Source organism: Hafnia sp., from assembly GCF_036648275.1.
Taxonomy (GTDB): Bacteria; Pseudomonadota; Gammaproteobacteria; order Enterobacterales; family Enterobacteriaceae; genus Hafnia; species Hafnia alvei.
In genome coordinates, this window is sequence record NZ_JAVXIQ010000003.1 from 173783 (window position 1) to 198392 (window position 24610).

General features: G+C 48.3%; 20 protein-coding genes. 9 read left to right on the forward strand and 11 right to left on the reverse strand.

From position 1 onward, the window contains the following. Positions 1–178: 178 nt before the first annotated feature. Positions 179–1522, forward strand: coding sequence for an NADP-specific glutamate dehydrogenase (gene gdhA / locus RSC70_RS04915; protein ID WP_282807575.1), 1344 nt, complete (start codon positions 179–181; stop codon positions 1520–1522). A 167-nt stretch (positions 1523–1689) separates the two neighbouring features. Here gdhA and ampC read toward each other — a convergent pair whose 3' ends face one another. Continuing rightward, positions 1690–2859, reverse strand: coding sequence for a class C beta-lactamase (ampC, locus tag RSC70_RS04920; protein WP_234619221.1), 1170 nt, complete (start codon positions 2857–2859; stop codon positions 1690–1692). Between the two features lie 226 nt (positions 2860–3085). Between ampC and RSC70_RS04925 the strand changes: the two genes are divergently transcribed. Together RSC70_RS04925 and gorA are read left to right on the forward strand one after the other, a co-directional pair. Next, positions 3086–3952 (forward strand): LysR family transcriptional regulator, encoded by an 867-nt coding sequence (locus RSC70_RS04925; protein ID WP_149227786.1) that lies wholly within the window; start codon positions 3086–3088, stop codon positions 3950–3952. A gap of 208 nt (positions 3953–4160) precedes the next feature. Next, the gene (gene gorA, locus RSC70_RS04930; RefSeq protein ID WP_046458419.1) at positions 4161–5513 is read left to right on the forward strand and encodes a glutathione-disulfide reductase; all 1353 of its coding nucleotides are present in this window, start codon (positions 4161–4163) and stop codon (positions 5511–5513) included. An 87-nt stretch (positions 5514–5600) separates the two neighbouring features. Here gorA and RSC70_RS04935 read toward each other — a convergent pair whose 3' ends face one another. Then, positions 5601–6230, reverse strand: coding sequence for a response regulator transcription factor (locus RSC70_RS04935; protein WP_046360043.1), 630 nt, complete (start codon positions 6228–6230; stop codon positions 5601–5603). Between the two features lie 750 nt (positions 6231–6980). After that, positions 6981–7877 (reverse strand): LysR family transcriptional regulator, encoded by an 897-nt coding sequence (locus RSC70_RS04940; RefSeq protein WP_043489704.1) that lies wholly within the window; start codon positions 7875–7877, stop codon positions 6981–6983. 556 nt (positions 7878–8433) lie between these two features. Here RSC70_RS04940 and yhjD point away from each other — a divergent pair. Further along, positions 8434–9417, forward strand: coding sequence for an inner membrane protein YhjD (gene yhjD / locus RSC70_RS04945; RefSeq protein WP_040044445.1), 984 nt, complete (start codon positions 8434–8436; stop codon positions 9415–9417). 63 nt (positions 9418–9480) lie between these two features. On the opposite strand, the gene RSC70_RS04950 is transcribed toward yhjD, so the two are convergent. Next, positions 9481–10374 carry a LysR family transcriptional regulator gene (locus RSC70_RS04950; RefSeq protein ID WP_063586194.1) on the reverse strand — a complete coding sequence of 298 codons (894 nt, stop codon included), beginning with the start codon at positions 10372–10374 and terminating at the stop codon, positions 9481–9483. A gap of 153 nt (positions 10375–10527) precedes the next feature. Between RSC70_RS04950 and RSC70_RS04955 the strand changes: the two genes are divergently transcribed. The 3 genes from RSC70_RS04955 to RSC70_RS04965 all read left to right on the forward strand — a co-directional run bounded on the left by RSC70_RS04955 (position 10528) and on the right by RSC70_RS04965 (position 13273). Continuing rightward, the gene (locus RSC70_RS04955; protein WP_025799500.1) at positions 10528–11697 is read left to right on the forward strand and encodes an MFS transporter; all 1170 of its coding nucleotides are present in this window, start codon (positions 10528–10530) and stop codon (positions 11695–11697) included. 43 nt (positions 11698–11740) lie between these two features. Then, entirely contained in the window at positions 11741–12517 is a 777-nt protein-coding gene (locus tag RSC70_RS04960; RefSeq protein WP_332541910.1) for a CDP-diacylglycerol diphosphatase, read from the forward strand. A gap of 105 nt (positions 12518–12622) precedes the next feature. Further along, entirely contained in the window at positions 12623–13273 is a 651-nt protein-coding gene (locus RSC70_RS04965; RefSeq protein WP_040044481.1) for a DUF421 domain-containing protein, read from the forward strand. A 41-nt stretch (positions 13274–13314) separates the two neighbouring features. On the opposite strand, the gene RSC70_RS04970 is transcribed toward RSC70_RS04965, so the two are convergent. From RSC70_RS04970 to pdeH, 4 genes are all read right to left on the reverse strand, one after another. Next, positions 13315–13563 carry a GlsB/YeaQ/YmgE family stress response membrane protein gene (locus tag RSC70_RS04970; RefSeq protein WP_025799506.1) on the reverse strand — a complete coding sequence of 83 codons (249 nt, stop codon included), beginning with the start codon at positions 13561–13563 and terminating at the stop codon, positions 13315–13317. A 66-nt stretch (positions 13564–13629) separates the two neighbouring features. Continuing rightward, a complete protein-coding gene (locus RSC70_RS04975; RefSeq protein WP_040044480.1) occupies positions 13630–14142 on the reverse strand; it encodes an E3 ubiquitin--protein ligase in 513 nt (170 codons plus the stop codon). Positions 14143–14256: 114 nt separating this feature from the next. Continuing rightward, positions 14257–16308 carry an AsmA family protein gene (locus RSC70_RS04980; protein ID WP_332541875.1) on the reverse strand — a complete coding sequence of 684 codons (2052 nt, stop codon included), beginning with the start codon at positions 16306–16308 and terminating at the stop codon, positions 14257–14259. Positions 16309–16422: 114 nt separating this feature from the next. Beyond that, positions 16423–17205, reverse strand: a complete 783-nt coding sequence (pdeH, locus tag RSC70_RS04985; RefSeq protein ID WP_332541877.1) for a cyclic-guanylate-specific phosphodiesterase — start codon at positions 17203–17205, stop codon at positions 16423–16425. A 235-nt stretch (positions 17206–17440) separates the two neighbouring features. Between pdeH and RSC70_RS04990 the strand changes: the two genes are divergently transcribed. Together RSC70_RS04990 and RSC70_RS04995 are read left to right on the forward strand one after the other, a co-directional pair. After that, positions 17441–17641, forward strand: a complete 201-nt coding sequence (locus RSC70_RS04990; RefSeq protein ID WP_025799514.1) for a 2-hydroxymuconate tautomerase family protein — start codon at positions 17441–17443, stop codon at positions 17639–17641. A gap of 352 nt (positions 17642–17993) precedes the next feature. After that, a complete protein-coding gene (locus RSC70_RS04995) occupies positions 17994–18938 on the forward strand; it encodes a sugar kinase (RefSeq protein ID WP_332541879.1) in 945 nt (314 codons plus the stop codon). 81 nt (positions 18939–19019) lie between these two features. On the opposite strand, the gene RSC70_RS05000 is transcribed toward RSC70_RS04995, so the two are convergent. The 3 genes from RSC70_RS05000 to hmsP form a co-directional block, all read right to left on the reverse strand. Continuing rightward, positions 19020–20558 (reverse strand): M16 family metallopeptidase, encoded by a 1539-nt coding sequence (locus RSC70_RS05000; RefSeq protein WP_040044439.1) that lies wholly within the window; start codon positions 20556–20558, stop codon positions 19020–19022. A 353-nt stretch (positions 20559–20911) separates the two neighbouring features. After that, a complete protein-coding gene (locus RSC70_RS05005; RefSeq protein ID WP_040044438.1) occupies positions 20912–22195 on the reverse strand; it encodes a dicarboxylate/amino acid:cation symporter in 1284 nt (427 codons plus the stop codon). Positions 22196–22488: 293 nt separating this feature from the next. Next, positions 22489–24498 (reverse strand): biofilm formation regulator HmsP, encoded by a 2010-nt coding sequence (gene hmsP / locus RSC70_RS05010; RefSeq protein WP_230599725.1) that lies wholly within the window; start codon positions 24496–24498, stop codon positions 22489–22491. Positions 24499–24610: the final 112 nt, after the last annotated feature.

A 24610-nucleotide genomic window follows, 5' to 3' on the forward strand; every position in this document is an offset into this window, starting at 1 on the left:
GTTTTTATTTGCTACGTGATAATAAATCGCTTGATTAAAAGCCTATTCCCAGTGATATAGTCAAAAAGCAAACACAAAGCATAATTGCATTTATAACCATAAAAAACGCATAAAACATCAACCACACCCTCTAAATAATTCACGTGAAGGATTACAGGGGAATAAGGAGTACCAAACTATGGAGCAACTATTGTCTCTGGAAAACTTTCTCGCCAGCGTACAAAAACGCGATCCCAACCAACCCGAATTCTTGCAGGCCGTGCGAGAAGTAATGACCACCCTGTGGCCGTTTCTAGAGAAAAATCCACGCTATCGTGACGCCGCCCTGCTAGAACGCCTGATCGAGCCTGAACGTGTGATTCAGTTCCGCGTCACATGGGTTGACGATCGCGGGCAGGTTCAGGTCAACCGCGCATGGCGCGTACAGTTCAGCTCGGCCATTGGGCCATTTAAGGGCGGAATGCGCTTCCATCCTTCGGTTAATCTGTCGATCCTGAAATTCCTCGGCTTTGAGCAAACGTTTAAAAACGCGCTCACCACGCTGCCGATGGGTGGGGGTAAAGGCGGTAGCGATTTCAATCCAAAAGGAAAAAGCGACGGCGAAATCATGCGCTTCTGCCAAGCCTTAATGACTGAGCTTTACCGTCATTTAGGGGCCGACACCGACGTTCCCGCGGGTGATATCGGCGTGGGTGGACGAGAAGTGGGCTTTATGGCCGGCATGATGAAAAAGCTGTCGAACAACACCGCATGCGTATTCACCGGAAAAGGGCTGTCGTTTGGCGGCAGTTTAATCCGTCCTGAAGCGACGGGCTATGGCCTGGTCTACTTCACCGACGCCATGCTAAAACGCCATGGTTTAGGTTTTGAAGGAATGAAGGTCGCGGTATCAGGTTCGGGCAACGTGGCTCAATACGCCATCGAGAAAGCAATGGAACTGGGTGCGCGCGTCGTCACCGCTTCAGACTCTAACGGCACCGTGGTTGATGAAGCTGGCTTTACGCCGGAAAAACTGGCGCGTCTGTGCCAGATAAAATCTCAGCAGGATGGGCGCATTGCCGACTATGCCAAAGAGTTCGACCTCACCTATCTTGAAGGCCAGCAGCCTTGGGGCATCAGCGTTGATATCGCTCTGCCTTGCGCCACCCAGAACGAACTGGATGCACCAGCCGCACGTCAGTTGATCGCCAACGGAGTCAAAGCGGTGGCCGAAGGCGCAAATATGCCAACCACAATTGAAGCCACGGATCTCTTCCTTGAAGCGGGTGTTTTATTTGCGCCGGGTAAAGCGGCTAACGCCGGTGGCGTAGCAACATCTGGTTTAGAAATGGCGCAGAACGCGGCACGCATGGGTTGGAAGGCGGAGAAAGTGGATTTGCGCCTGCACCACATCATGCTAGATATTCACCAAGCCTGCGTGGAATATGGCGGTGAAGATAAACAAACAAACTATGTGCGCGGGGCGAATATTGCAGGATTCGTGAAAGTCGCCGATGCCATGCTGGCACAGGGCGTTTTATAAGTTTTGACAGAAGTTACCCCACCCCAGCCCTCCCCTTCGCAGGGGAGGGAGCCGAACGGTGCTCAATCAAAGATTCGAACTGCTAACGATCGATGCTGATTAGGTACTCGGCCTGCTCCACCCCCTGTCAAGGGGGAGGCTGGGAGGGGTTTGTACAACCGAACTGATTACTTCCCTTCCAACTCGCTTAAGATTTTATACGCCACCGTTACACGCTGATCGATAGAGTAGTTCTTGTTCGCCAGCATCACGATACCCATCTTTTTAGCTGGAACAAACGCGATATAGGCACCAAAACCATTGGTGGAACCGGTCTTGTTAATCCATACTTTTTCTTGCGGTGGCAACGGTGGAACAATCGGCGTAGCAACGCTTTTTGTCATCGCCATATCGTTACCTGTGAGCAGATCCGGCAGAGAAACCGGATATGGCAGCTGTTCCCACATCAGATCCTGCGTGATTTTGCCTGACTTAAAGTAACCGGTGTGCGTGTCGGTTAGCGCTTTTTGCAGCGTCGAATTTCCATCAAGTTTTAGTTGTCCCATATTGGCTTGCACGTAGCGGATCAGGTCACTCGCGTTAGTTCTAATGCCATACGCTTCGTTGCCCAAGACTTCCATATTAACGTGGATCGGCTCATTCTTTTTGTTGTAGCCCCAAGCATAATTTTCCGCTTGGTCTGCTGGAACATTAAGGTAGGTATGCGTCATACCCAACTTAGGAAGAAGCGTCTTCTCAATCGCGTCTTCGTAGGTCATTCCCATACTTTGCGCGGCAATCATGCCCAACAAACCGGTACCGATATTGGAATAAACACGGTGAGTCCCCGCAGGATCGGCAGGTTTCCACGCTTTCAGATAAGCCATCAACTGATCGGTATTTTTCACTTCTTCAGGCATGAACAGCGCTAAACCTGTGGTATGCGTTCCCGCATTCAGCACGCTGATGTGATCGAAACTACTGCCGCGCAGTTCTGGCACATAGTGGCTAATGCTTTTATCCAGCGATAATTTGCCGCTGACCTGTGCATAAGACGCCAGCGTCGCTGCAAAGGTTTTGCTCAACGAGCCAACTTCAAAAAGCGTGTTGTCCGTTACGGGTTGCTGTGGCTGTTTGGAGGCTAAGCCATAGTTATAAATATAATCTTTGCCGTTCAGCGTTACTGCCACCGACATGCCCGGAATATTGTTCTTCTGCATCAACGGCTGGATCAGGCTATCAACGGTGTCTTTAATTTTGGCCTGATCCATTTCTGACGCCATGGCGCCCTGAGCCGTTACCGCCAGACAGGTAATCACGGATAACAGCTTCAATGTGCTCTGCATTTTTTTACGCATATTAAATGACCTTTTAATCGGAGATATTTTGAATCTTGCACGCCTATCAGCATGCAAAAGAAAAAGTTTAGCGAAATAATCATTCACACGATGAGGCTATGGCACCACTACGCCAAACTCATCGTGGCGGCAGGAATATCCGCTATCACCCGTAGATTGACAAGCGAGATTAAATTCCCTTAGGGTAAAGAAAAACTTATAGCTAGCTTCATTAAGGGCCATCATCATGCGTTCCCATCTCCCGCTTAACGCGCTTCGCGCCTTTGAAGCCTCTGCCCGCCACCTTAGTTTTACTCGTGCTGGACTGGAGCTCAGCGTGACGCAGGCAGCCGTTAGCCAGCAAGTTCGAACTCTCGAGGCGCGGTTAGGAACGCAGCTGTTTAAACGCCTACCGCGAGGATTAGAACTCACCGATGAAGCTCATGTATTGATGCCGGTGCTTAGCGAAGCATTTAGCCAGATTGAGGCGGTGCTTAAACAGTTTGACGGCGGTCATTTCCATGAGGTGCTGACCGTCGCCGCGGTGGGCACCTTTGCCGTGGGCTGGCTGATGCCTCGTTTGCAAAGCTTTAACGCTGACCATCCCTTTGTTGAGCTTAGACTGCTCACCAATAACAATCTGGTTAATTTAGCCGGAGAGGGTTTAGATTTTGCCATACGCTTTGGTAACGGCATGTGGCCAGCGACCCATAACGTTCGGCTATTTGATGCCCCCCTCAGCGTACTGTGTGCTCCCAGCGTAGCTCAGCGATTAGAGCAGCCTCAAGATTTAGCCAAAGAAACGCTTATGCGCTCTTATCGAGCCGAAGAGTGGAACAACTGGTTTGTTGCGGCGGGTATTGAGCCAATAAGAATTAACGGGCCTATTTTTGATTCATCACGCCTGATGGTTGAAGCTGCCGTTCAAAATGGGGGCGTCGCGTTGGCTCCGGCCAAAATGTTCGAACACGAACTGCAAAATGGCATATTAGTGAGCCCCTTTGATATCAACGTTGAAATCGGCAGTTATTGGTTAACATGGCTAAAATCCAAACCGCTATCTCCCGCCATGCAGCAGTTTCAGCAATGGCTTGTGGCACAAGCCAACGAGTAGCGACGCCCAACGATTACCAACGCAAAACCGTGGCCTATCACAACCATAGACGCAACCTTTGCGGCAATAGCGTGAGTAGCGTTACACTCTAAGGCAATTTTCTCACTGGCAGTGATTAGCTTTGCACCGCCGGTATATACCCTAAATAATTCAAGTTGCATCGATGCGGCTTGAAGTATGACGGGTACACAACTCATGGAACTCCCTGATGACTAAACATTATGACTATCTCGCAATTGGCGGTGGCAGCGGCGGTATTGCTTCCATCAACCGTGCGGCCATGTATGGCCAAAAATGTGCGCTGGTTGAAGCCAAGTATCTGGGCGGCACCTGCGTAAACGTGGGTTGTGTGCCGAAAAAAGTAATGTGGCACGCCGCGCAAATCGCGGAAGCAATCCATTTGTATGGCCCTGATTATGGTTTTGATACCACGGTGAATAAGTTCGATTGGGGCAAACTGATCGAAAGCCGCACCGCCTATATCGACCGTATCCATCAGTCCTATGAACGTGGACTGGGCAACAATAAAGTTGACGTGATCCACGGCTTTGCCAAATTTATTGATGCGCATACCGTTGAAGTGAACGGCGAAACCATCACCGCCGATCATATCCTGATCGCAACCGGTGGCCGCCCTTCTCGCCCGAATATTCCAGGGGCAGAATACGGCATTAACTCCGATGGCTTCTTTGAGTTAGATGCACTGCCAAAACGCGTGGCAGTGGTCGGCGCTGGCTATATTGCCGTTGAAATTGCCGGTGTGCTGAATGGCTTGGGCTCTGAAACCCATCTGTTTGTGCGTAAACACGCGCCTCTGCGTACCTTTGACCCAATGATTGTTGAAGCGCTGGTTGAAGTGATGAACGCCGAAGGCCCGCAGCTGCACACCCAGTCGGTTCCAAAATCCGTGGTTAAAAATAGCGATGGTAGCCTCACGCTAACGCTGGAAAATGGCAAAACGTTTGAAGTTGACTGCCTGATTTGGGCCATTGGCCGTGAACCCGCTAACGACAATATCAACCTGAGCGCCGCGGGTGTCAAAACCAACGATAAAGGCTACATCACCGTTGATAAATATCAGAATACCAACGTAAAAGGCATTTATGCCGTTGGTGATAACACCGGTGCCGTTGAGCTAACACCGGTTGCCGTTGCTGCTGGCCGTCGTTTATCTGAGCGTTTGTTTAACAACAAGCCGGATGAGCATCTCGACTACAGCAATATTCCAACCGTAGTATTCAGCCATCCGCCAATTGGCACCGTTGGTTTGACTGAAGAGCAGGCGAAAGAGCAGCACGGCGAAGACAACGTGAAGGTGTACAAATCCTCCTTCACCGCAATGTATACCGCTGTGACTCAGCACCGCCAACCGTGCCGCATGAAGCTGGTATGTGCAGGTAAAGATGAGAAGATCGTTGGCATTCACGGTATTGGCTACGGCATGGATGAAATGCTACAGGGCTTTGCCGTTGCACTGAAAATGGGTGCAACCAAAAAAGACTTCGACAACACCGTAGCAATCCACCCAACAGGCTCGGAAGAGTTTGTGACCATGCGCTAATCATTGATAGCGCAGTAACAGAAAAGGCCGAAGATCTCTCTTCGGCCTTTTGTTTATCTTTCTCTCAGGCTTGATGTTATTGCACGATCACGAAATATCGTGAATAAAGCTCAAAAAGTCGCTTTTACGCAGCAAAGATAGACGTTCACGGAACTGACGCAGCTTGCTGTAGATCGACTTGTCCGCAGTATGTAGCTTGGCGGCGATACACTTCACACGCATGCCGCTCATCATGTCATCTAAGATCGTGAACGTTTCTTCAGTGACGCGACCCGGACCATTGGATGTCTGGAACGTATGCTGAACTTCTTGCGTCACAAAACGACCACCGCGCAGGACTTCCTGCACCGCTGATTCTACCGACTCAAGGGACGCTTTCTTGTTAATAAAACTTGCGTTATCAATGAGTCGAACGAAATTCAGCGTATGCTCTGCCTGATTCGATGTCCAAAATACGGTGCGATAAGCATCATACGAACGTAAACCGGCCAGAGTACGAACCACCTGAAAAATAGATTGATTCAAGCTGTCTAAATCAACCATAACAATTTTGGCTCTATCAGAATCAATCACAGCCCCTTGGCCTAGAGGTGCAATTTTCTTCAATAGGCTTTTTACTCCCGCAGCAAACATAGGATCGTCAGATAAAATAGCGATCACCGCGTTATCAATATTAATGACTTCAAGCTCAGATGATGATGTGGATAATGAATTCACTTTTTATTACCTTAAATATCATCGGCAACACCACTGCGGGGTATCTTGCCTAGTAGTACATCCTTGTGATAACTCCAATCCGACGCTATGCAGCTGCAATATAAAATCAAGCAGTCATGAGATAAGAACGCAATAGGATGATTTTCAATATCATCCACAAATACCAAATGAGTGCCTTTCACCCCCGTTACGTTTATTCAATCAAACGTAAACAGATAGAAAGTAAAGTGCATCGTAATTAGGGAGGACTAATAACCAAGACATCCTCAATGCAGAATAACAGCAAGCTGAATATGATTCGGTATATCTTGGGTACAAGTTAGGCAGAAAGAAGACTCTTAACAATAACCGTGGGCGGAAATGCCTTTTGCGCAAAACGAAATGTAGTCTTTTTGTGTCTGTCATGTAGGTGAACGAAAGCAAAAATCAGATTAATAAGATATAAAAAATCATTTAACTTCATTAACTTACTAAACATTTTTAACATGTGTTCGTTTTTTGATAGCTTTAAGACTATTCACAGCACAACTTCAGTTATGTTACCTAGATCACAAAAAAAGCACTAAATGTTCAGAGTAAAACGTGTATAGATATGCGATATTTTGCTTGCTAAACGCTAATAGTTCTCTATTGAAGAAATAAAAATGGATAACACTTTAGTTATCCATTTTTATATATGAACAAATAAATGTAATTTTAAGCTGAAAAAAGAATTTATAGGAATTAACTATCAGTTAATTCCTATTGTTTTTATTCGTGTAAAGCCCCAGCCTTAATTTTATTAATCAGGTTAACGATATTAACGTCCGTCGCTCGGCTCTTATGATAATGGGCATAAATGGTTCCCATCGGCTTTGCGTGTGGGAATTCGAGAACCTGCACATCAACCAATTTTTCAAATTCACGCGCAAAAGGTTGGCCACAAATCAGAATATAGTCTGTGGTAGCCGTCATCATCATCAAATTGAGTACCGAGGTGCTTGAATAAATAGGCGCTTTGTTATGCGGATTCAGCACAATGTTATCTTCAAACAAAGATGGCCACATCGTTGGGCTTAAATACTCTTCCCGCTCAAGCTCCTGTAAGCTAAATCCGGCTTTAATTCGCGGGTGATCCTTGCGGCACATTACCACCGGCACTAGATCGAAAAGCGGCACATTGGTTATCATCCAATCTGCATATTTTTGCGGTGTAAAGCTAATGTCGATTTTGCGGGTACGTAGCCGTGTGATGTCTTTGGTCAAATCACCGTCATGGGTTTCATTAGTTAGGGCGACATCGTCAAAAGGATACCCTTGATGCTGCAATATGCTCGTCAGGTAATATTCAAGCATCGGAGACAAGCTTAACTTTAAACGCGTCTGACGATTATCACCATTGCGCAGAGTAGTCGAAACACTCACCGCGCTCTGAATACTATTCAGAGCCAGCGCTAAATTGGGCGTAATGTTATAGGCCAGAGCGGTGGGTTCTAATCCTTTCTTCGTACGAATAAAAAGTGGATCGTTAAAACTATCACGCATTTTCTTGAGGGCACGACTAACCGACGCCGTTGAACTATTCAGCAGCTCTGCCGCTAAGGTGACACTGCGTGTATCCATCACCGTTAGAAAAATTCGGATAACGCTAACATCAATATCGAGCATGCCTTTACCTTGAATCGTTAGCTGAGGACGAATATAAATCAAAAACTATTTCCTATTCGTCTATACCCTAAATAATTTAAGTTGCTTGAAGGCTGCAAACCGGTAAATTCTTGTCGGCTCACCCAAGTCTGTGAATTGGTTGATTATGCATGACCAACACACATCTTACTAAGAGTTGAAAAATAGTAATTGAACGGTCTAATTATGCCATAACATACTGAATTGCACTCATTAAATAAAAAACCTGCTTCACAGATTCTTTGTTTAATTTTTAGCTTAACCCCGATATTACGCTCTATTTTTTCGTCATATTATGCAATCTATGTCGTAATTTACTCAGTTCGAGTTAAATTAGCAGAATATTCTTAATACTCACGGCTCAATGACGAAAAAAATGGCATTAAAAGCCATCAGAAAATATTTATTAACCTAGATTTTCTCTTCACCTATTTTGCCTTACAGCTCGACTCTGCTAGGATCTAGATTATTCGCCCATCCTGACGTGAGAAATTAAGCGCCTGAATTTGCCTATGTTCCCAAACGCAGACAGGTGAAAATGCTTATGCCAAAAGAATTAGACCACAAAAGCAGTAAAGCAACCGTCACCACCCAAGTGGCGAAAACGCTGGATAAAGCCAATGGCGTCATGGACTGGTTCAAAGCCATTCCCAGCGTGGCCCATGTTATCCGCGCAGTTGATCGTTTTAATGACCGACTGGGCAGTCAGTTCGGGGCAGCGATTACCTACTTTTCGTTTTTATCTCTTATCCCTATTTTGATGGTGTCGTTTGCCGCCGTCGGTTTTGTACTTGCCTCAAATCCCGATTTGCTTACTGAGTTGATTAACAAAATAGTCAGCAGTATCAGCGATCCCAACTTGGCGACGACCCTGAAAAATACCGTGAATACCGCCATCCAGCAGCGCACCACCGTGGGATTAACCGGTTTAGCCATTGCGCTCTATTCAGGTATTAGTTGGATGGGAAATCTGCGTGAGGCGATTCGCGCGCAGTCTCGAGAGGTTTGGGAGCGCAATCCACAGGATCAGGAAAAATTCTACTTCCGCTACCTGCGCGATTTTATCTCGCTAACGGGTCTAGTGATTGCGTTAATCGTTTCACTTTCTTTTACGTCTATCGCCGGTGCCGCGCAGGCTTCTATTGTTCGCGCCTTAGGTTTAGACGGCATTGAATGGTTACGCCCCGTAATGACGGCAATTGCGCTGTCTATTTCGATCATGGCTAACTATCTGTTGTTTCTTTGGATTTTCTTAGTATTGCCGCGTCATAAGCCAAAGAAAAAAGCGTTGCTCCGTGGAACCTTAATTGCGGCTATTGGCTTTGAAGTGATTAAATTTGTGATGACGTGGACGCTGCCTAGCCTTGCGCGTTCACCTTCTGGGGCGGCGTTTGGCTCGGTCATTGGTCTGATGGCTTTCTTCTATTTCTTCGCCCGCTTAACGCTATTTTGCGCCGCGTGGATTGCCACCGCTAACTATGACGGCGACACCACCGTCGAACGCAAAAAGCCGCAGCCATAAGTTATCCCACTCCAAGCTTCCCTCTGCAAAGGGGGAAGCTTGGCAGATATCTTAACCGCTCAGTCACTTGTGCAGCGGATATCTCTCCGCCAAAAAATCCAGAAAACAGCGAATACGTGCCGAAAGCTGACTATTTCGATAATACACCGCATGAATTGACTGATATGTCTCCAAGGTGTGCTCGGCAAGCACCTGTACCAAACGCCCTTCAGCGATATCCTGATGCGTCATAAAATCAGAAAGACATACAATACCCCGCCCGTTTATCGCCAAATGACGCAGCGTTTCACCGCTCGACGCTGCAATGTTAGGCGTAACGGAAAATGTCGCACACTGGCTCTGCTTAAGCGGCCACTGGTTAAGCGATTGTGGCTGGGTAAAGCCTAACAGCCGATGTTCACTCAGTTCTTCTACCCGCTCTGGAGTACCAAATTTTTGCAGGTATTCCGGCGCTGCCAGCACCTTCAATCCCGAACGCCCAATAGGACGCGCGTGCAGACTTGAGTCTTGCAGAGTCCCAATGCGGATCGCCACATCGGTGCGCTGTTCCAGCAAATCGATAATTTGGTCGCTGGTATTGAGTTCCAGATCAATCTCTGGAAACTGTGCGGTGAACTCTTCAATCAAAGGAACCACCACATGCAGCATAAACGGCGATGCGGCGTTTATACGCAGACGACCAGCCGGGCGATGCCGCTGCAAGGCCAACTGCTCTTCAGCTTCTTCAATCGCTTCAAGAATTGCACGGGCGCGCTCGAGAAAAATTCGCCCCTCTTCGGTTAAATCAATACGCCGCGTGGTGCGGTTAAGCAGCGTGGTTTCCAGCTTTTGTTCTAAGCGCCCTAGCGCACGGCTAATACCGCTAGGCGTTTGACCTAACTGCTCTGCGGCACCGGTCAGGCTTCCCGCATCGACAACGGCGACAAAAGCCACCAGCTCTTCGGTTGTTGTTTTCATTGTTGCTCACCAATCAATTATCTTGTGAGTATAGACCTATTTTTCTGCAAAAATAATCCGTGCAAACTCAGCGCCATCAATTATTCATACCCAAGAGATTTCAAACCCCGCTGTCTGTGGCTTGAAAGATGAAGAGGATAGGAGTTTGCAGTTATGCCATTAGCTCTGTTTGCACTGACCATCAGTGCGTTTGCCATCGGCACCACGGAGTTTGTTATCGTGGGCCTGATCCCAACTATCGCCGCAGATTTACAGGTTTCCCTGCCGTCTGCTGGCCTGCTTGTGAGTTTATATGCGCTCGGCGTTGCCATCGGCGCACCGGTGCTCACCGCGTTAACCGGCCGTATGCCGCGTAAAACGCTGCTGATTGGCCTGATGGTGCTGTTTACCCTCGGTAACCTGTTAGCGTGGAAAGCGCCCGGCTATATGTCGCTGATGACCGCTCGCGTACTGACCGGCTTAGCCCATGGGGTCTTTTTCTCTATAGGCTCAACGCTGGCCACCAGCCTAGTGCCGAAAGAAAAAGCCGCCAGCGCCATCGCGATTATGTTCACCGGTTTAACCGTGGCGTTAGTTACCGGCGTACCTTTAGGGACGTTCATTGGTCAACATTTCGGCTGGCATGAAACTTTCTTAGCGGTTTCTCTGCTGGGGATTATCGCCCTTATTGGTAGCCTGATTTTTGTCCCTAACGGTTTAAAACATACACCACCGGCGTCCATCGCTCGCCAGTTAACCATCTTAAAACAGCCACGCTTGTTGATGGTCTATGCGAAAACTGCATTGGGCTACGGCGGTAACTTTGTCGTCTTCACCTTCCTTGCGCCTATTTTGCAGCAGGTCAGTGGATTTAGCGCCAGTGCCGTAACGTGGGTAATGCTAATTTACGGAGTATCTGTGGCAGCAGGTAACCTGTGGGGTGGACGCTTAGCTGACCGCATGGGCCCAATCAAAGCACTACAAATTATTTTCTTACTGTTAGCCGCCGTACTTGCCGTGTTCAGCTTCACCGCACACAGCCCAGTGCTGGCCTTGATTACCGTGTTGTTCTGGGGTGCTGTCGCCTTTGGTAACGTCCCTGGTTTGCAGGTTTACGTAGTTCAGCAGGCAGAACGCTATGCCCCTCACGCCGTTGACGTAGCTTCTGGTTTGAACATCGCAGCATTTAACCTCGGCATCGCCGGTGGTGCATGGGTCGGCGGTATGATCGTTGAGAACTATGGCCTGATGGTGACACCGTGGGTTGGCGCAATTGTGGTTCTGCTCGCATTTGGTATGACTCGCTGGAGCGGCGCATTAGACAAACGGGCATGTGCTCAGTAAGGTAAGCGTCCTTTAGACGACTTTATTGGGAAGTATGGTAATGATGAGATTTCAGCGCAAAACAGGATTCATCGTACTGCTTGTTATTGTGCTCCTCGTCATTACCAGCTTCTTTTTCCTTCGGCCTTCGCATCCTGATGCACTGTGGAAAATTGTTAGCCAGCAGTGTGTTCCGCATCAGCAACAACGACAAAACCCAAGTCCCTGTGCCGAGGTCAACCTTGCACAGAGATTTGTGGTATTTAAAGACCGCAATGGCCCTCTGCAATATCTATTGATGCCAACCGCCAAGGTCACCGGCATTGAATCGCCCCTCTTGTTAAACCCACAGCAACCCAACTATTTTGCCGCCGCATGGCAACAGCGCGATTGGCTGTCAACGCGTTATGGCAAGCCAGTGCCGGATGACCTGCTGTCATTCACCATTAATTCTGAATATGGTCGAACGCAAAATCAGCTGCATATCCATATGTCCTGCACTAAACCCAAGGTACTTGCGCGGATTGCATCTTTGGCCCCCTCACTGTCATCACAATGGCAGCCGGTACAGATTGGGATCAATCACCACAGCTACTGGGCGCGAACGCTCGACAGAAACTCTCTGGGAAAAAACAGCCCGTTCATCCTGTTAGCCGAGGGCTTACCGCAGGCGCGGGAAAACATGGGAGCGTTTGGATTGGCATTGATCCCCAGTGCTGAGGGCAACTTTGTGCTGTTAGCAACCCAACGTGAATGGTGGCGATTGAATTTGGCCTCTATCGAGGAAATACAAGATCACAGCTGTGCAAGCCTGACTCCCCGCGTAAATAATCCTCAATAAACTTAAGCTCATCCGCAAGCTTTCTTGTATAAAAAGAAAGCTTCTGTTTTTATGATTAAGAAATATAAAGGTAATCTTATTGTTTTAATCGCTTTGGGAGGGCGTATGGAATACTACGGATACGTTTTGGTGAAATTTATTTTGGGATTCGCCATTGTCATTACGCATCTGAATTTTTCAGGTAAAACTCAGCTATCGCAAATGACGCCTGTTGATTTTATCGGCAACTTTGTATTAGGTGGCATTATTGGCGGCGTTATCTACAGCGATGCTATTCCTCTTTACCAATACATTATCGTGCTGCTCATCGGCGTAGGTTTAATCTCATTGCTGAATGCAATCAGTAAGCATGTCTATTTCTTTCGTTCAGTCACCATCGGCGATCCCATTCCTATCATTAAAAAGGGGCGTTTTCTGATGGAGAATATCCTGACTAAGAAAAACAAAATCGATATTTTAAACGTGTCATCGCAGCTACACGCTCAAGGTATTCATTCGTTCCAAGAAATCAACTATGCCCAAATAGAGCCAAGCGGACAGCTAACCGTAGTATGTGAAGGGGCTCAAATGCCGTCGATCATTCTCATGAAAGATGGGCGCTTACGTTCTTATGAGCTGAACCAAATAGAAAAAGACGAGGCATGGATAGAACAAGAACTAGAACGCTGCGGTATCAAAGCTGAAGACGTGTTTATCGCGGAATTTTGGGACGGGAAACTGATGTTTATTCTTCGTGATGGCGAAATCGTACGTTAACCCATAAAACATCGGGGCGGAAATCCGCCCCGAGAGTACATCTAGCTGCGGATCTTACGGTAGATAAACAACACCACCAGAGCACCAATAACGGCAACGATAAAGCTGCCAAAATTAAAGCCATCCACTCTACCGTAGCCAAAGAAGGTGCTGATATAGCCACCGACAACGGCACCCACAACCCCAAGGATCACGGTAACAATAAACCCACCGCCGTCTTTCCCCGGCATAATCCATTTAGCCAGAATACCGGCAATAAGACCGAAAATAATCCACGAAAGGATACCCATATACTCCCCCTAAATTTACTGATTAAAAATAATCTTACCCACACCTAAATTATAGTGCGCCTTACGCTACGGGTTGGCATTTGTCTTTGGCGTTTCATTTGACGCTGGAGCCGCACCATTCTGAGCCGGTGGGTTTTGCTTCATGCTGTCTTTAATCGCCTGAGTTTTGTTTTGAGCATCGGCGGAAAGATCGTTCGCACCGCTGATGGCGCTCTCTTTAATCGTCTTAGCCTGATCGATTATTTGATCGCTCTGCTGCTTGGCCTGCTGCTCTATGGATTTGGCCTTAGCTTTCGCATCATCCGTAAGGGCATCGGCGCGTTTTTCGGCCTCACTTTTAATCGCTTTAGCTTTATCGCTGAGCTGATCGGCCTGCACATCCGCTTCTTTCTTCAGCTCATTGGCTTTTTGCTTAGCGGCATCGGTAATTTGATCGGCCTTATTATCCGCAGCGTCTTTAATTTGTTCCGCGTTATCTTTTGCTTTATCAAGATTGGCATCAACTTTAGTGGAATCGTCACAACCCGCGACAACCAACCCAATAAAAGAAGCTAACAGGACTTTATTCCATACTTTCATCATCCGTTTTCCTTGATATCTGTGTGTATTAAAAATGAACAACACAATCATGTTGTTACACCCAGAAAGCATAGTATAAATTCTATGCCTCGCCAGTTATGGCGAGGCGATTGGCTATTTTTTCATCCCTTTCAGCATGCCGCCGCACTGATTAGAGTCCACATCGCTTGGTGAAATCAACGCCAGCAAAGCTGCTGCGGGTGCAACCACAGCGCCAAGCGCCACGGCAGCAACGCCGCGCGCAATCAGCGGCCCAGCTTTAACGCCCACATCAGGATGCTTGAATGTACCCTTCACATACAACGGTGAACGCAGGGTCAGAACCCGCATGCCTTTGCTTTCGGGATCGACAGACAAATCCATACGTTCGGTAGCCAAATTGACGTTACCCGAAATATTGATCACCGCATTTTCGGTGTCGAACACAAACAGGCGAGTTGCGGCTAAACCATTTTTAATGCCGATATCTGCTGCCGCGCAGTTGATCTTCACCTCATCATCACCAAACAGCTTACCCACCAGATAATTACCCACGTTCAGGCCTGCAATTTCCATCAGGTTGCGACTTATCACACCATCGTTGATTAGGAGACGTACATCACCGTTGCTGGTACCTAGCAAGTCAGCCACCGAGTTGCCCGTTCCGCTGATTTTGGCATCGCCGTTGAGCTGTCCTAAGCTACGGCGCATCGACTCAACGTTAGGCAACAGCTTTTGTAACTGGAAACCACGCGCATGCAAATCCGCCATACCGCGCATTGGCGTACGTTGTCCTTCCAAGCGAATTGTCGAATTCAAATTACCGCCAGCAACGCCAAAACGCAGCGGGTCCATTAACAACGTGCCATTGTTGAGCACCAAATGGGTGTAAAGATCGCTCAGCGGCAAGGACTCACCGTGTTCAATCCGTTTGGCGGTAAACTTAACGCCGGCATCCATCGTCGACCACTGCTTGGTATCAAATTTATCAGCGGGTAAAACTTTGTCAGACGGCTGTGTGGCTTTATCGCCTCGGTTCACCTTTTCCTGATTGGAATCGGCACCGATCAGCGGCGCTAAATCAGCAAAACGGAGCTGGTTAGACACCAGTTCACCGTTCAGTGAAGGACGTGGCTTGCTCACTTGATAGGTAAGGCTACCGTGAATATCACTATCGCCAATTTTACCGTTAAAGTTTTGATAGCGATAAATCGCGCCTTTAGCGCGTTTAAGCTCTGCGCTTAAATGGCCATCGGTGGAATAAGGCGGGGTATCAGGTAACACGATTCCTGTCAGTTTATGCAGCTGACTTAAGCTCTGGCCAGAGAATTGTAATCGTAGATCCAACGCACCTAAATTCAGCGGATCGCTGAGCGTTCCGGCAACTGCAACCCGTGTTTTGCCTGAACGTACATCGGCCTGGAGTGGGAATAAGCCGTCAGGATCGCGCAGCGCAAGCATCCCGCCTATTTTGCCGCTGCCCGAGAGCGATTCACCGTTGTACGTCCCATCGACTTTCCAGCCAAAGACATAATCAGGCGCTTTCTTACTGGCGACTTTTTTCGCCGCACCGCTGTTTCCCATCACCTCACTAAACGGCAACGGTTTCCCCAACGGATCGACGGTGGCTTTAAATTTTGCATGAGCGATCGCATCGTCATAGGCGATCACGCCCTGATCAAACACAATGTCATCGATCTTAAAAGACCACGCTGACTTTTGATCTTTCGCTTGATCGTCCGTTGATGAATTGGCGAGTTCAAACGTCCAGTTATTCTTACTATTCGCAAGCCTACGCAGCGAAGCATCTGGCTGTTTGAGTTTAATGCGGGGGATATAAACCTGCTTGCCGAGTAGCGCTAGCGGGGCGAGGCTGGCATCAACCCGTTCTAGCGTAACCATCGAGACCGCGGGGATCTCCGGCGGATTACCGAGCACAATATCTTCGGCGTGAATATGTGGCCAAGGCACCCAAGAGCGCCAACCCGTTTCATCGGTTGGGCGTGCCCAATCCACGCCAAGATCGCCTCGAATAGCGAACGGTCGATTAAGTTCTGTAGAGACTTTCTTATTGATCGTCGGCTTGAGGCGGTTCCAATCAAAGGTCATTACAAAGACAACGATCCCAACGATCAATACCACTAAGATCCCTGCTAACCAGCTAAATGCTTTTCCTGTTCTGGTCATGGCATATCCTAAATATTTAATCTAATTGATGATGTTTCCCACACATAACCATAGGTTAAATATTAAAGATATGCCCGTTTACGGGCAAAACAGAAGGCTTGCTACCCGTAAAAACTATTCGCGAAAGAACGTGGGTAACTGGTGCAGAGAGTCGAACCGATTTGGGCGAGAGAGGTAGAAACCCTGTGCAGCACAGGCCTCTGAACGTTTTACCAACATCCATTCCTGAGGGGTTTCAACGCCCTCGACAATAACGCCTTTGGTATAGCGACTCATCAGCGCCACTAATGCATAAAATAGCCGAACGCCCTCATGGCTTTCGCGTAAAAACGAGAACAGCGCGCGATCGAGTTTGACGAACTCATAGCGGCACTCCATCAGCGAAGAAAAATTGGCTAACCCGCTGCCGAAATCATCAAGCCATAAACGATGCACATCTTCTAGCGACTGAATGGGGATCGTCAGCGCCGCATATGCGTGTTCAACCATTTCAAAGCGCAAATACGGCATACTTTCCAGCAGCTTACGCGCTTCTGGCAATAGCTGAATAGACTGCAGCGTTTGTCCATCAACGTTCACAGATACCAACAAGTCGCGCTGCTGAATAAAGCTATGCCAATGCTGAATCAGTCGGAGCTGTTCCAACACCACATCTTCACGCAGCTCCTGTGAGATTTGCTCGAAGTAATCTTCAGGCGATAAGCGGCAATCAGGATTTTCAGGGTGGTAAACCGCTGTCAGCAATTCAATCGCTAATGGCACACCGCTGGTACAGTAAATAGGCTGGAAGGTATAGCTTCTCTGGCACTGGCTCCAGAAATTTAGCTCGCGGGTAGGCTCCAGTGCGGGCAACGTGGGCATAATCCACCCCGCCTCGATTGTCTTGCCAATTTTCATGTATCCACCATCCGCATACATCATGTGAGAACCACTTTCTTGCCCTTACGGACAATGAACAAAATCAGTTATCGGCAAGGATCCTTAAATCTTTATAGCCTAAATAATTCAAGTTACTTGAATGCGGCTAACGAATCAGCGGTAACCAAATAGCGGAGCTTGGCAAATGAGCTACGCTATTAATTCGTTTTATGGGAATTTATTAGCCTATTTTTTACACCAATGGAGTATCAAAATGCCTTTCGTTAATATCAAAATCACTCGTGAAGGTGCCACCACTGAACAAAAAGAAGCGCTGATTGCCGGTGTCACACAGTTACTGGTCGATACGATGGGAAAAAACCCGGCCACCACCGTGGTTATCATTGAGGAAGTCGAAACCGATAACTGGGGAATTGGCGGAAAAAGCGTGACCGAGCTGCGCAAGAAAAAGTAGCGTGCAGTAGTAAACAGTAACCTAATGCCGCCCACTTAAGCTCAATTTTAGGGGAAGTACACCGATGGGGTCGTAGCGGCGTAAGCCGCCGACAACTTTGCCTGGAGCAAAGTTGAACAACGCTTCGGCGTTGGCCCTTGAGGTGGAACACAAGGATGTGTTCCATAACGGCCCCGCGGGGTACTAGCCCCGTGTATCTCGATCGCCAAAACGGCATTACACAAAACACTCATTTTTAGATCCACATCATATAAAAATAGAACACTGTTTTATTTATATTGACGCTGAGTTTTCCAACGGGGAAACTAAGATAACTGCGTTTTTACGACCTCAATAAAACAGGCTTTCCTTCATGACCATTGCTTCACATTCCAATGCAAAAATTGCCGTCATCGGCGAATGTATGATTGAACTGTCGCAAAAAGGTGCGGATCTTTCCCGTGGCTTTGGTGGCGATACGCTGAATACCTCGGTTTATCTTTCACGTCAGGTGCCTGAAAATGAACTGGCCGTGCACTATGTCACCGCGTTAGGTACCGATACGTTCAGCAACGAAATGTTGGATGCGTGGCAGCGTGAAGGGGTAAAAACAGAGTTAACTCAGCGCTTAGATAACAAACTTCCTGGCCTCTACTTTATTGAAACCGACGCCAGCGGCGAGCGTACCTTTTACTACTGGCGTAACGATGCCGCAGCACGCTATTGGCTAGACGGCGAAAACGCCGATGCGATTTGTGACCAATTAGCCCAGTTTGATTATCTCTATCTCAGCGGAATTAGCCTCGCTATCCTCAACGACAATAGTCGTGAGCGCTTACTCACTTTATTAAAACGCTGTCGCGCCAAGGGGGGCAAAGTTATTTTTGATAATAACTACCGTCCACGTCTGTGGCAGAGCATCGAACAAACACAAGCAGCCTATACCGCCATGCTTGCCTGCACCGATATCGCCTTTTTAACGCTGGATGATGAAGATCTGCTGTGGGGACAAAAACCTGCAGATGAGGTCATTGCACGCACTCATGCGCTAGGCGTGAGCGAAGTGGTGATTAAGCGCGGTGCTGATTCTTGTATCGTTTCAGTCGACGGCCAAACCGTAGATGTCCCAGCGGTTAAACTACCAAAAGAAAAAGTAGTTGATACCACCGCAGCGGGTGACTCATTCAGCGCCGGTTATTTATCTGTTCGCCTGCTTGGCGGAACGCCAACCGCATCGGCACAGCGCGGACATCAAACCGCCAGCACCGTGATCCAATATCGTGGCGCTATCATCCCACAGGAAGCGATGCCTCGCTAATAACCTTTCGATCGATGCCCCATCCTTCCCCTTGATAAGGGAAAGGATGGGAAATCATACCGTTAACACTCTTCCTGAAATCTACTGGGCTGAAGTTGGCTCTTCTTTTGCCGCCGGATCAGCCTGTGGTGCAGTAGCCGAAGATGACGCATCTTCTGGCACTGCATCAGCGGCCGCCGAGGCATCTTCCATGTTCAATCCCATGGTAGTGTTGTAGACGTCACGTAACGCCTTCACGTTTTCCTCAGGTTCACCGCGCGGCTGACGCAAGATCAAAGTTGGTTCACGAGAAAGCTGGTTATGCAGTTCCTGATTCAAATCATCCAGAGACAGCGTCGCCAAGAAACTCTGACGCAGCTTTTGGTAGGTTTCAGGCGAAATATCCACCACACCGCTTTGCTGCGAACGCAAACGCTGGCTCATCAGAACATCGGTGTCGGTACGCGCATAAGTCGCAAACAGCTTGGTGAGCTGATCTTTCTTCTGCGCAATCATGGTGTCAAACTCTTGCTGCGTAACGCCGTCATCATGCACCGCAGACATTTCCGTAGCGATAAAGCTCAGCGCCTTATTCAGATTAGCCTGCGTAGTTGATAGATGGATGGCGCACTGAGAACGCTGATATTGCACCTGGCAATCAAACATCAGATTGACCGACCCTTTCAGATCGCTGTTTGCCAACACCTGCTGCAAATGGCTGAACAGCGCTTCGCGAGCAAAATCACTTTTCCAGTAACGCTGAAGAACCTGTGAATCACGGATTGGCTGCCAAGGCACATCCCACGTGATCGATAGCGTATCCTGCTGCGCATTCTCGGCAATCAGGTTAATTGGCGTAGTCGGCAGTGGAGCCAACGTTGGTAAGGTGGCTGGCGTTTCACGCTTGCCTTTCAAATCGGCAAAAGCCTTGTTGATCTGCTCGCTCAGAGAGCGGGAATCAACGTTACCGACCACGTAAAGCGTCATGGCGTCTGGCGTATACCACTGCTGATAAAAAGCCTTCAGCTGTTGAGTATCTACCGGACGGTTTGGCCCCTGACCCGGCTCATGCCCAAGCATCGTTGAGCCTTTGAGACGAAGACGCCATAACGGATCGTTGGCGTCAGAAGGCAGCGTCGCCACTAAATTTTCTGGGGATTGCAGGGCGCTAATCACCGTATTGCTATCAATATTCAGCTTGCCGGCGGTATTCGCCAACCACTGCAACGCTTCTTTCAGCAGCTCAGGGCGGTTATTCGGCAAGCTTAAATTGTATGCGGTGTAATCATAAGAGCTCACCGCCGGAGGTAACGGGCGCTGAGGATCGATACTCTGCTGCCAGAACGATTGGAGCTGGCTCGCAGTAAAGTTATCGCTATGCGTTAATGCTAAACGCGGCAACAAATGGGCAAACCCCACCTGCTGATTTGATTCTACAAGTGAGCCAGTGCTCACTATCATACGCAACTCAATCCGATCGGATGGGCGCTGTGGTGTGGCTAACAATTGCCATGAAAAACCATTATCCAGTTTTCCTTCCTGCCACGCGGGATCGGGCTGTAGTGCTTCAGAATGCACAGAGCTGCTGGCCGCTGCCAACAACAATCCACCAACCATGAGCCGAATTTTGGTGCCTTGCATGTGAACCCCTACTAAATACTGACAAAAATGTGCGAATTCCCCTGAGGAAGATAACCCATCTAGCCTGTAAAAACGGCTAACTCAACGCGATGAGTCAAGCATCGATTTTTAGACCACAAGAGTGGGATTATGTCACCCGACGGAGAGAAAAAAAGTTCTAAACAACATCGACACCAAACAACAAAAGGCTCAGGAAGGTCGCAAGTTAGGATCGCTCGCGCATCTGAAACCGAAAGTATGACGAATGAGTTGTTGTAGAAATGAATGGGCACATTATAAAGATGCCCCCGCTCGCATCAAGCGAATGGGGGCAATCCGTCATGTTCGGTAACAAAAACCGAGGAATAGGAGGGTTATAAGGTCTGTGTTTGGGCTGCGTTACGGTCTTTTTTACCTAAAACCGCTTTCATTTGTTTTTCATCTAGCTGGCGAACACGCTTCGCAACCACAATAGTGGCTACGCCGTTACCAATCAGATTCGTCAACGCACGCGCTTCTGACATAAAGCGGTCGATACCAAGAATCAGCGCCAAACCCGCTACCGGTAGATGCCCTACCGCTGAAATGGTCGCTGCCAGAACGATGAATCCACTTCCGGTTACACCTGCGGCCCCCTTCGATGACAGCAACAGAACCACCAGCAGGGTAATTTGATGCCAGATATCCATGTGCGAGTTGGTTGCCTGCGCAATAAACACCGCCGCCATGGTCAGGTAAATTGAGGTGCCATCAAGGTTAAAGGAGTATCCGGTGGGTATCACTAACCCCACTACCGATTTCTTACAGCCCACTTTCTCCATCTTATCCAGCATGCGCGGCAGCGCAGATTCAGATGAGGAGGTCCCTAATACAATCAGCAGTTCTTCTTTAATGTAGGCAATGAAGCGGAAAATACTGAATCCGGTGGCCTTGGCGATGGATCCCAGTACAAACACCACAAACAGTACGCAGGTGATATAGAAGCAGATAATTAACTGCCCCAGTTGCACCAACGTTCCGACGCCGTATTTACCAATGGTAAAGGCCATCGCACCGAATGCACCGATTGGAGCCAGTTTCATAATCATGTTAATGATACCGAAAATGACCTTCGAGAAGCTGTCGATGAAGTTAAACATCATCTGTCCTTTCTCGCCCAAATGATGCAGCGCGAAACCAAACATCACGGCAAACAGCAGAACCTGAAGGATATTCCCACTCGCAAACGCACCAATGACGCTGCCCGGAATAATATCCATGACGAAAGCAACCAAGCCCTGTTGGGCCGCCTGATCGGCATAGACCGCCACCGCTTTGGCATCCAACGCGGCAGGATCGACGTTCATACCCGCGCCCGGCTGGACAATGTTCACAATCACCAAGCCAATAATCAGGGCAATGGTACTCACCACTTCAAAGTAAAGCAGAGCAATTGCGCCGGTACGGCCAACAGCCTTCATGCTTTCCATACCAGCAATCCCAGTTACCACCGTACAGAAAATAACTGGGGCAATAATCATTTTGATCAGTTTAACGAATCCGTCGCCCAGAGGTTTCATCTGTGCGCCGAGGTCAGGGTAGAAATGGCCTAGTAATATCCCCAGAGAAATAGCTAATAACACCTGGAAATAGAGGCTTTTAAAGAGGTTTTTTTTCATATTTATACACTTCCTTATCGGGTACGCACGCATCAGATACAACGCACTAAAGGCAGGGGTTACACTCGGTACAACCATCCTTTATGACTCTGTACTGCGTTGGACGCAAAATAACACCGGCGTAACAATATGGAAATGCAATGTTGTAATTAGTAACCAAATTTTATCATTTTTATGAGCTGAAACGCATCAAACCCGCAACGAAAAAAGGGTTATCACTACAAAGGGAAGGGATTTTTATGGAAGGATGGCCAGCGAACTGGCCATAATCAGTTGTTTACTAAGCGTAATCTTTAGATAAGAAAATACTTTCTCTCAAATTCTTCCTGAGGTAACGCAGGAGAGAACCAGTAACCTTGCGCGTAGTAGATACCGTGTTCAAGCAGCCACTCGCATTGCGCATGAGATTCTACGCCCTCGGCCACTACGTCTAACGCCAGCACATCGGCAATAGACGCCACAATACGAACCAAAGCGTCATCGGCAGGGATCTGGTCGACAAAGTTTTTATCGATCTTAATGATATCCACCGGCAGATGTTGCAAGTAGTTCAAGCCAGCGTATCCCATACCAAAATCATCTAAAGCAATCTTGATACCGATTTTGCGCAAACGCGCCAACATCTCTGCGGCCTGCTCCATATTGCTGATATAAGCCGTTTCCGTTACCTCAAGATGCAGCATGTGCGGATCGAGTTGGTACTCTCGCAACATTTTTTCCAGCAGCTCAACGTAACTGAGATTAGCAATCTGAATACCTGAAACGTTCAGTGAAATCGGCACTCCGATATTCTGCTTTTGCCAAGCCGACAATATTTTCATCGACTCGCTAATCACCCATTCATCCAGCGCTTCGATGCCACCCACTTCTTCCGCCAGCGGGATAAATTCAGAAGGTAAAGTCAGTTCGCCGTCTTTGCGATTCCAGCGGATCAGCGCCTCTGCACCTGCCAAACGCCCTGTACGCAAGTCAATCTGCGGTTGAAGATAGAGGGAGAAGTCGCCTTGGGTGAGCGCGTTCATAATCTCAGTTTCTTTGGTTAACCGCTCTTTAGCCTTGCGTGCCAGCCTCGGTTCAAAGAACAGGATTTGGTTTTTGCCTTCACGCATCGCCATATTCATGGCTGAACTTGCCTGACTCAAGAGAAGTTCGGCCTCTTTCTTGGCATCCATCGTCTCTTCAGCATTTGGCTGATAAAACGATATCCCGATGCTGGCCGTAGGCCGTAGCGCCAACGTCTCTAAATCAAGCGGCTGGGTGATGGAATCCATCAGGTTTTTCGCCAAGAGCATCAGCGAATGCGGCCTTTCAACGTTACGCACCAGTACCACAAAGCGATCCTGATTAACCTGCGCCAGCATATCGGCTTCGCTCACACACTCTTTCAACCGGCTCACTAATGACGCCAGTAACGCATCGCGCTGTGTGGTGTCCAATACCCCCATCGCCTCTTGCAATGTGTTGATATTAATCACAACAATGCCGGAATTCTCTTTGCGGCAAACCAATAAATGCTGCTCCAGTAAAGGAGCAAACAGCGTCATATTAGGCAAATTAGTCAGAGGATTGCGCGTAGACATGCGGCTCATCACCTGATGAGCTTTCTCTAACGCCTGCTGATTACGATTATAGTTGCGCACCAACAAGCCCAGCTCATCATCCCCATGCGACGGAGGCGGCGTAAGCTGATGAAAATTAGGTGTATCAAGCGGCATGCTGCGCAACTCTTGCGCCAGCGCGCGCAACGGATACACCAGCAGCCGGTTCATACACCAACTGATGGCAACGGTAAGAATCAACGCCAGCAAAAGATAGGTCGATACCATGGTAGACAGCGTCGACAAAATAAACTGATAAATGCGGAACGAATCGGCCTGTAAAACCAAGTAAGACGACGGCTGTCGCGCCGCGATATTGTGTTCAATGCCGTAAAGCGGCATTGAAACCTGAACTGGCAGATCGAAAATCTTCATCACCGCTTCAGGTACGGCTCGCTCTTGAGGAAAACGTCCTTTTAGCGCCTGAAGCTCATTGGGCAACATCACGTCGGCACGGCTTAGAATGCCGATAGGGACTAAGCTATCGAGAATTTTTTGGGCTCTCACCGCGTCCATATTCAACATGGCTTCAGAAAGCGGCTCACGTACAGAATGGGCCAAATTCTCCAGTTGCTGGACGTAGTCCTCCTTACGCTGGTCCACAAAATGGAACAGCTGAATCACGACAAAAATACAAATCGTAATGAGCGCCACAACCGACACCATTGCCATTTGTTTGATCGTTAAGGAACGACTGACTCGCAAACTGTCTCTCCGATAACATCTAATTTAAACAATAAGAATCCAATACGCGGGGGATACTATTAGCTAAACCCCCCTTTGACCCAGCCAGAGTATACTTGATCACATCTGTTTT

What these genes read in the sequence shown, in the direction of transcription:
- gdhA (WP_282807575.1), top strand. Translation starts at nt 179, where the DNA reads ATGGAGCAACTATTGTCTCTGGAAAACTTTCTCGCCAGCGTACAAAAA.
- ampC (WP_234619221.1), bottom strand. Translation starts at nt 2,859, where the DNA reads ATGCGTAAAAAAATGCAGAGCACATTGAAGCTGTTATCCGTGATTACC.
- RSC70_RS04925 (WP_149227786.1), top strand. Translation starts at nt 3,086, where the DNA reads ATGCGTTCCCATCTCCCGCTTAACGCGCTTCGCGCCTTTGAAGCCTCT.
- gorA (WP_046458419.1), top strand. Translation starts at nt 4,161, where the DNA reads ATGACTAAACATTATGACTATCTCGCAATTGGCGGTGGCAGCGGCGGT.
- RSC70_RS04940 (WP_043489704.1), bottom strand. Translation starts at nt 7,877, where the DNA reads ATGCTCGATATTGATGTTAGCGTTATCCGAATTTTTCTAACGGTGATG.
- yhjD (WP_040044445.1), top strand. Translation starts at nt 8,434, where the DNA reads ATGCTTATGCCAAAAGAATTAGACCACAAAAGCAGTAAAGCAACCGTC.
- RSC70_RS04950 (WP_063586194.1), bottom strand. Translation starts at nt 10,374, where the DNA reads ATGAAAACAACAACCGAAGAGCTGGTGGCTTTTGTCGCCGTTGTCGAT.
- RSC70_RS04955 (WP_025799500.1), top strand. Translation starts at nt 10,528, where the DNA reads ATGCCATTAGCTCTGTTTGCACTGACCATCAGTGCGTTTGCCATCGGC.
- RSC70_RS04960 (WP_332541910.1), top strand. Translation starts at nt 11,741, where the DNA reads ATGAGATTTCAGCGCAAAACAGGATTCATCGTACTGCTTGTTATTGTG.
- RSC70_RS04965 (WP_040044481.1), top strand. Translation starts at nt 12,623, where the DNA reads ATGGAATACTACGGATACGTTTTGGTGAAATTTATTTTGGGATTCGCC.
- RSC70_RS04970 (WP_025799506.1), bottom strand. Translation starts at nt 13,563, where the DNA reads ATGGGTATCCTTTCGTGGATTATTTTCGGTCTTATTGCCGGTATTCTG.
- RSC70_RS04975 (WP_040044480.1), bottom strand. Translation starts at nt 14,142, where the DNA reads ATGAAAGTATGGAATAAAGTCCTGTTAGCTTCTTTTATTGGGTTGGTT.
- RSC70_RS04980 (WP_332541875.1), bottom strand. Translation starts at nt 16,308, where the DNA reads ATGACCAGAACAGGAAAAGCATTTAGCTGGTTAGCAGGGATCTTAGTG.
- pdeH (WP_332541877.1), bottom strand. Translation starts at nt 17,205, where the DNA reads ATGAAAATTGGCAAGACAATCGAGGCGGGGTGGATTATGCCCACGTTG.
- RSC70_RS04990 (WP_025799514.1), top strand. Translation starts at nt 17,441, where the DNA reads ATGCCTTTCGTTAATATCAAAATCACTCGTGAAGGTGCCACCACTGAA.
- RSC70_RS04995 (WP_332541879.1), top strand. Translation starts at nt 17,994, where the DNA reads ATGACCATTGCTTCACATTCCAATGCAAAAATTGCCGTCATCGGCGAA.
- RSC70_RS05000 (WP_040044439.1), bottom strand. Translation starts at nt 20,558, where the DNA reads ATGCAAGGCACCAAAATTCGGCTCATGGTTGGTGGATTGTTGTTGGCA.
- RSC70_RS05005 (WP_040044438.1), bottom strand. Translation starts at nt 22,195, where the DNA reads ATGAAAAAAAACCTCTTTAAAAGCCTCTATTTCCAGGTGTTATTAGCT.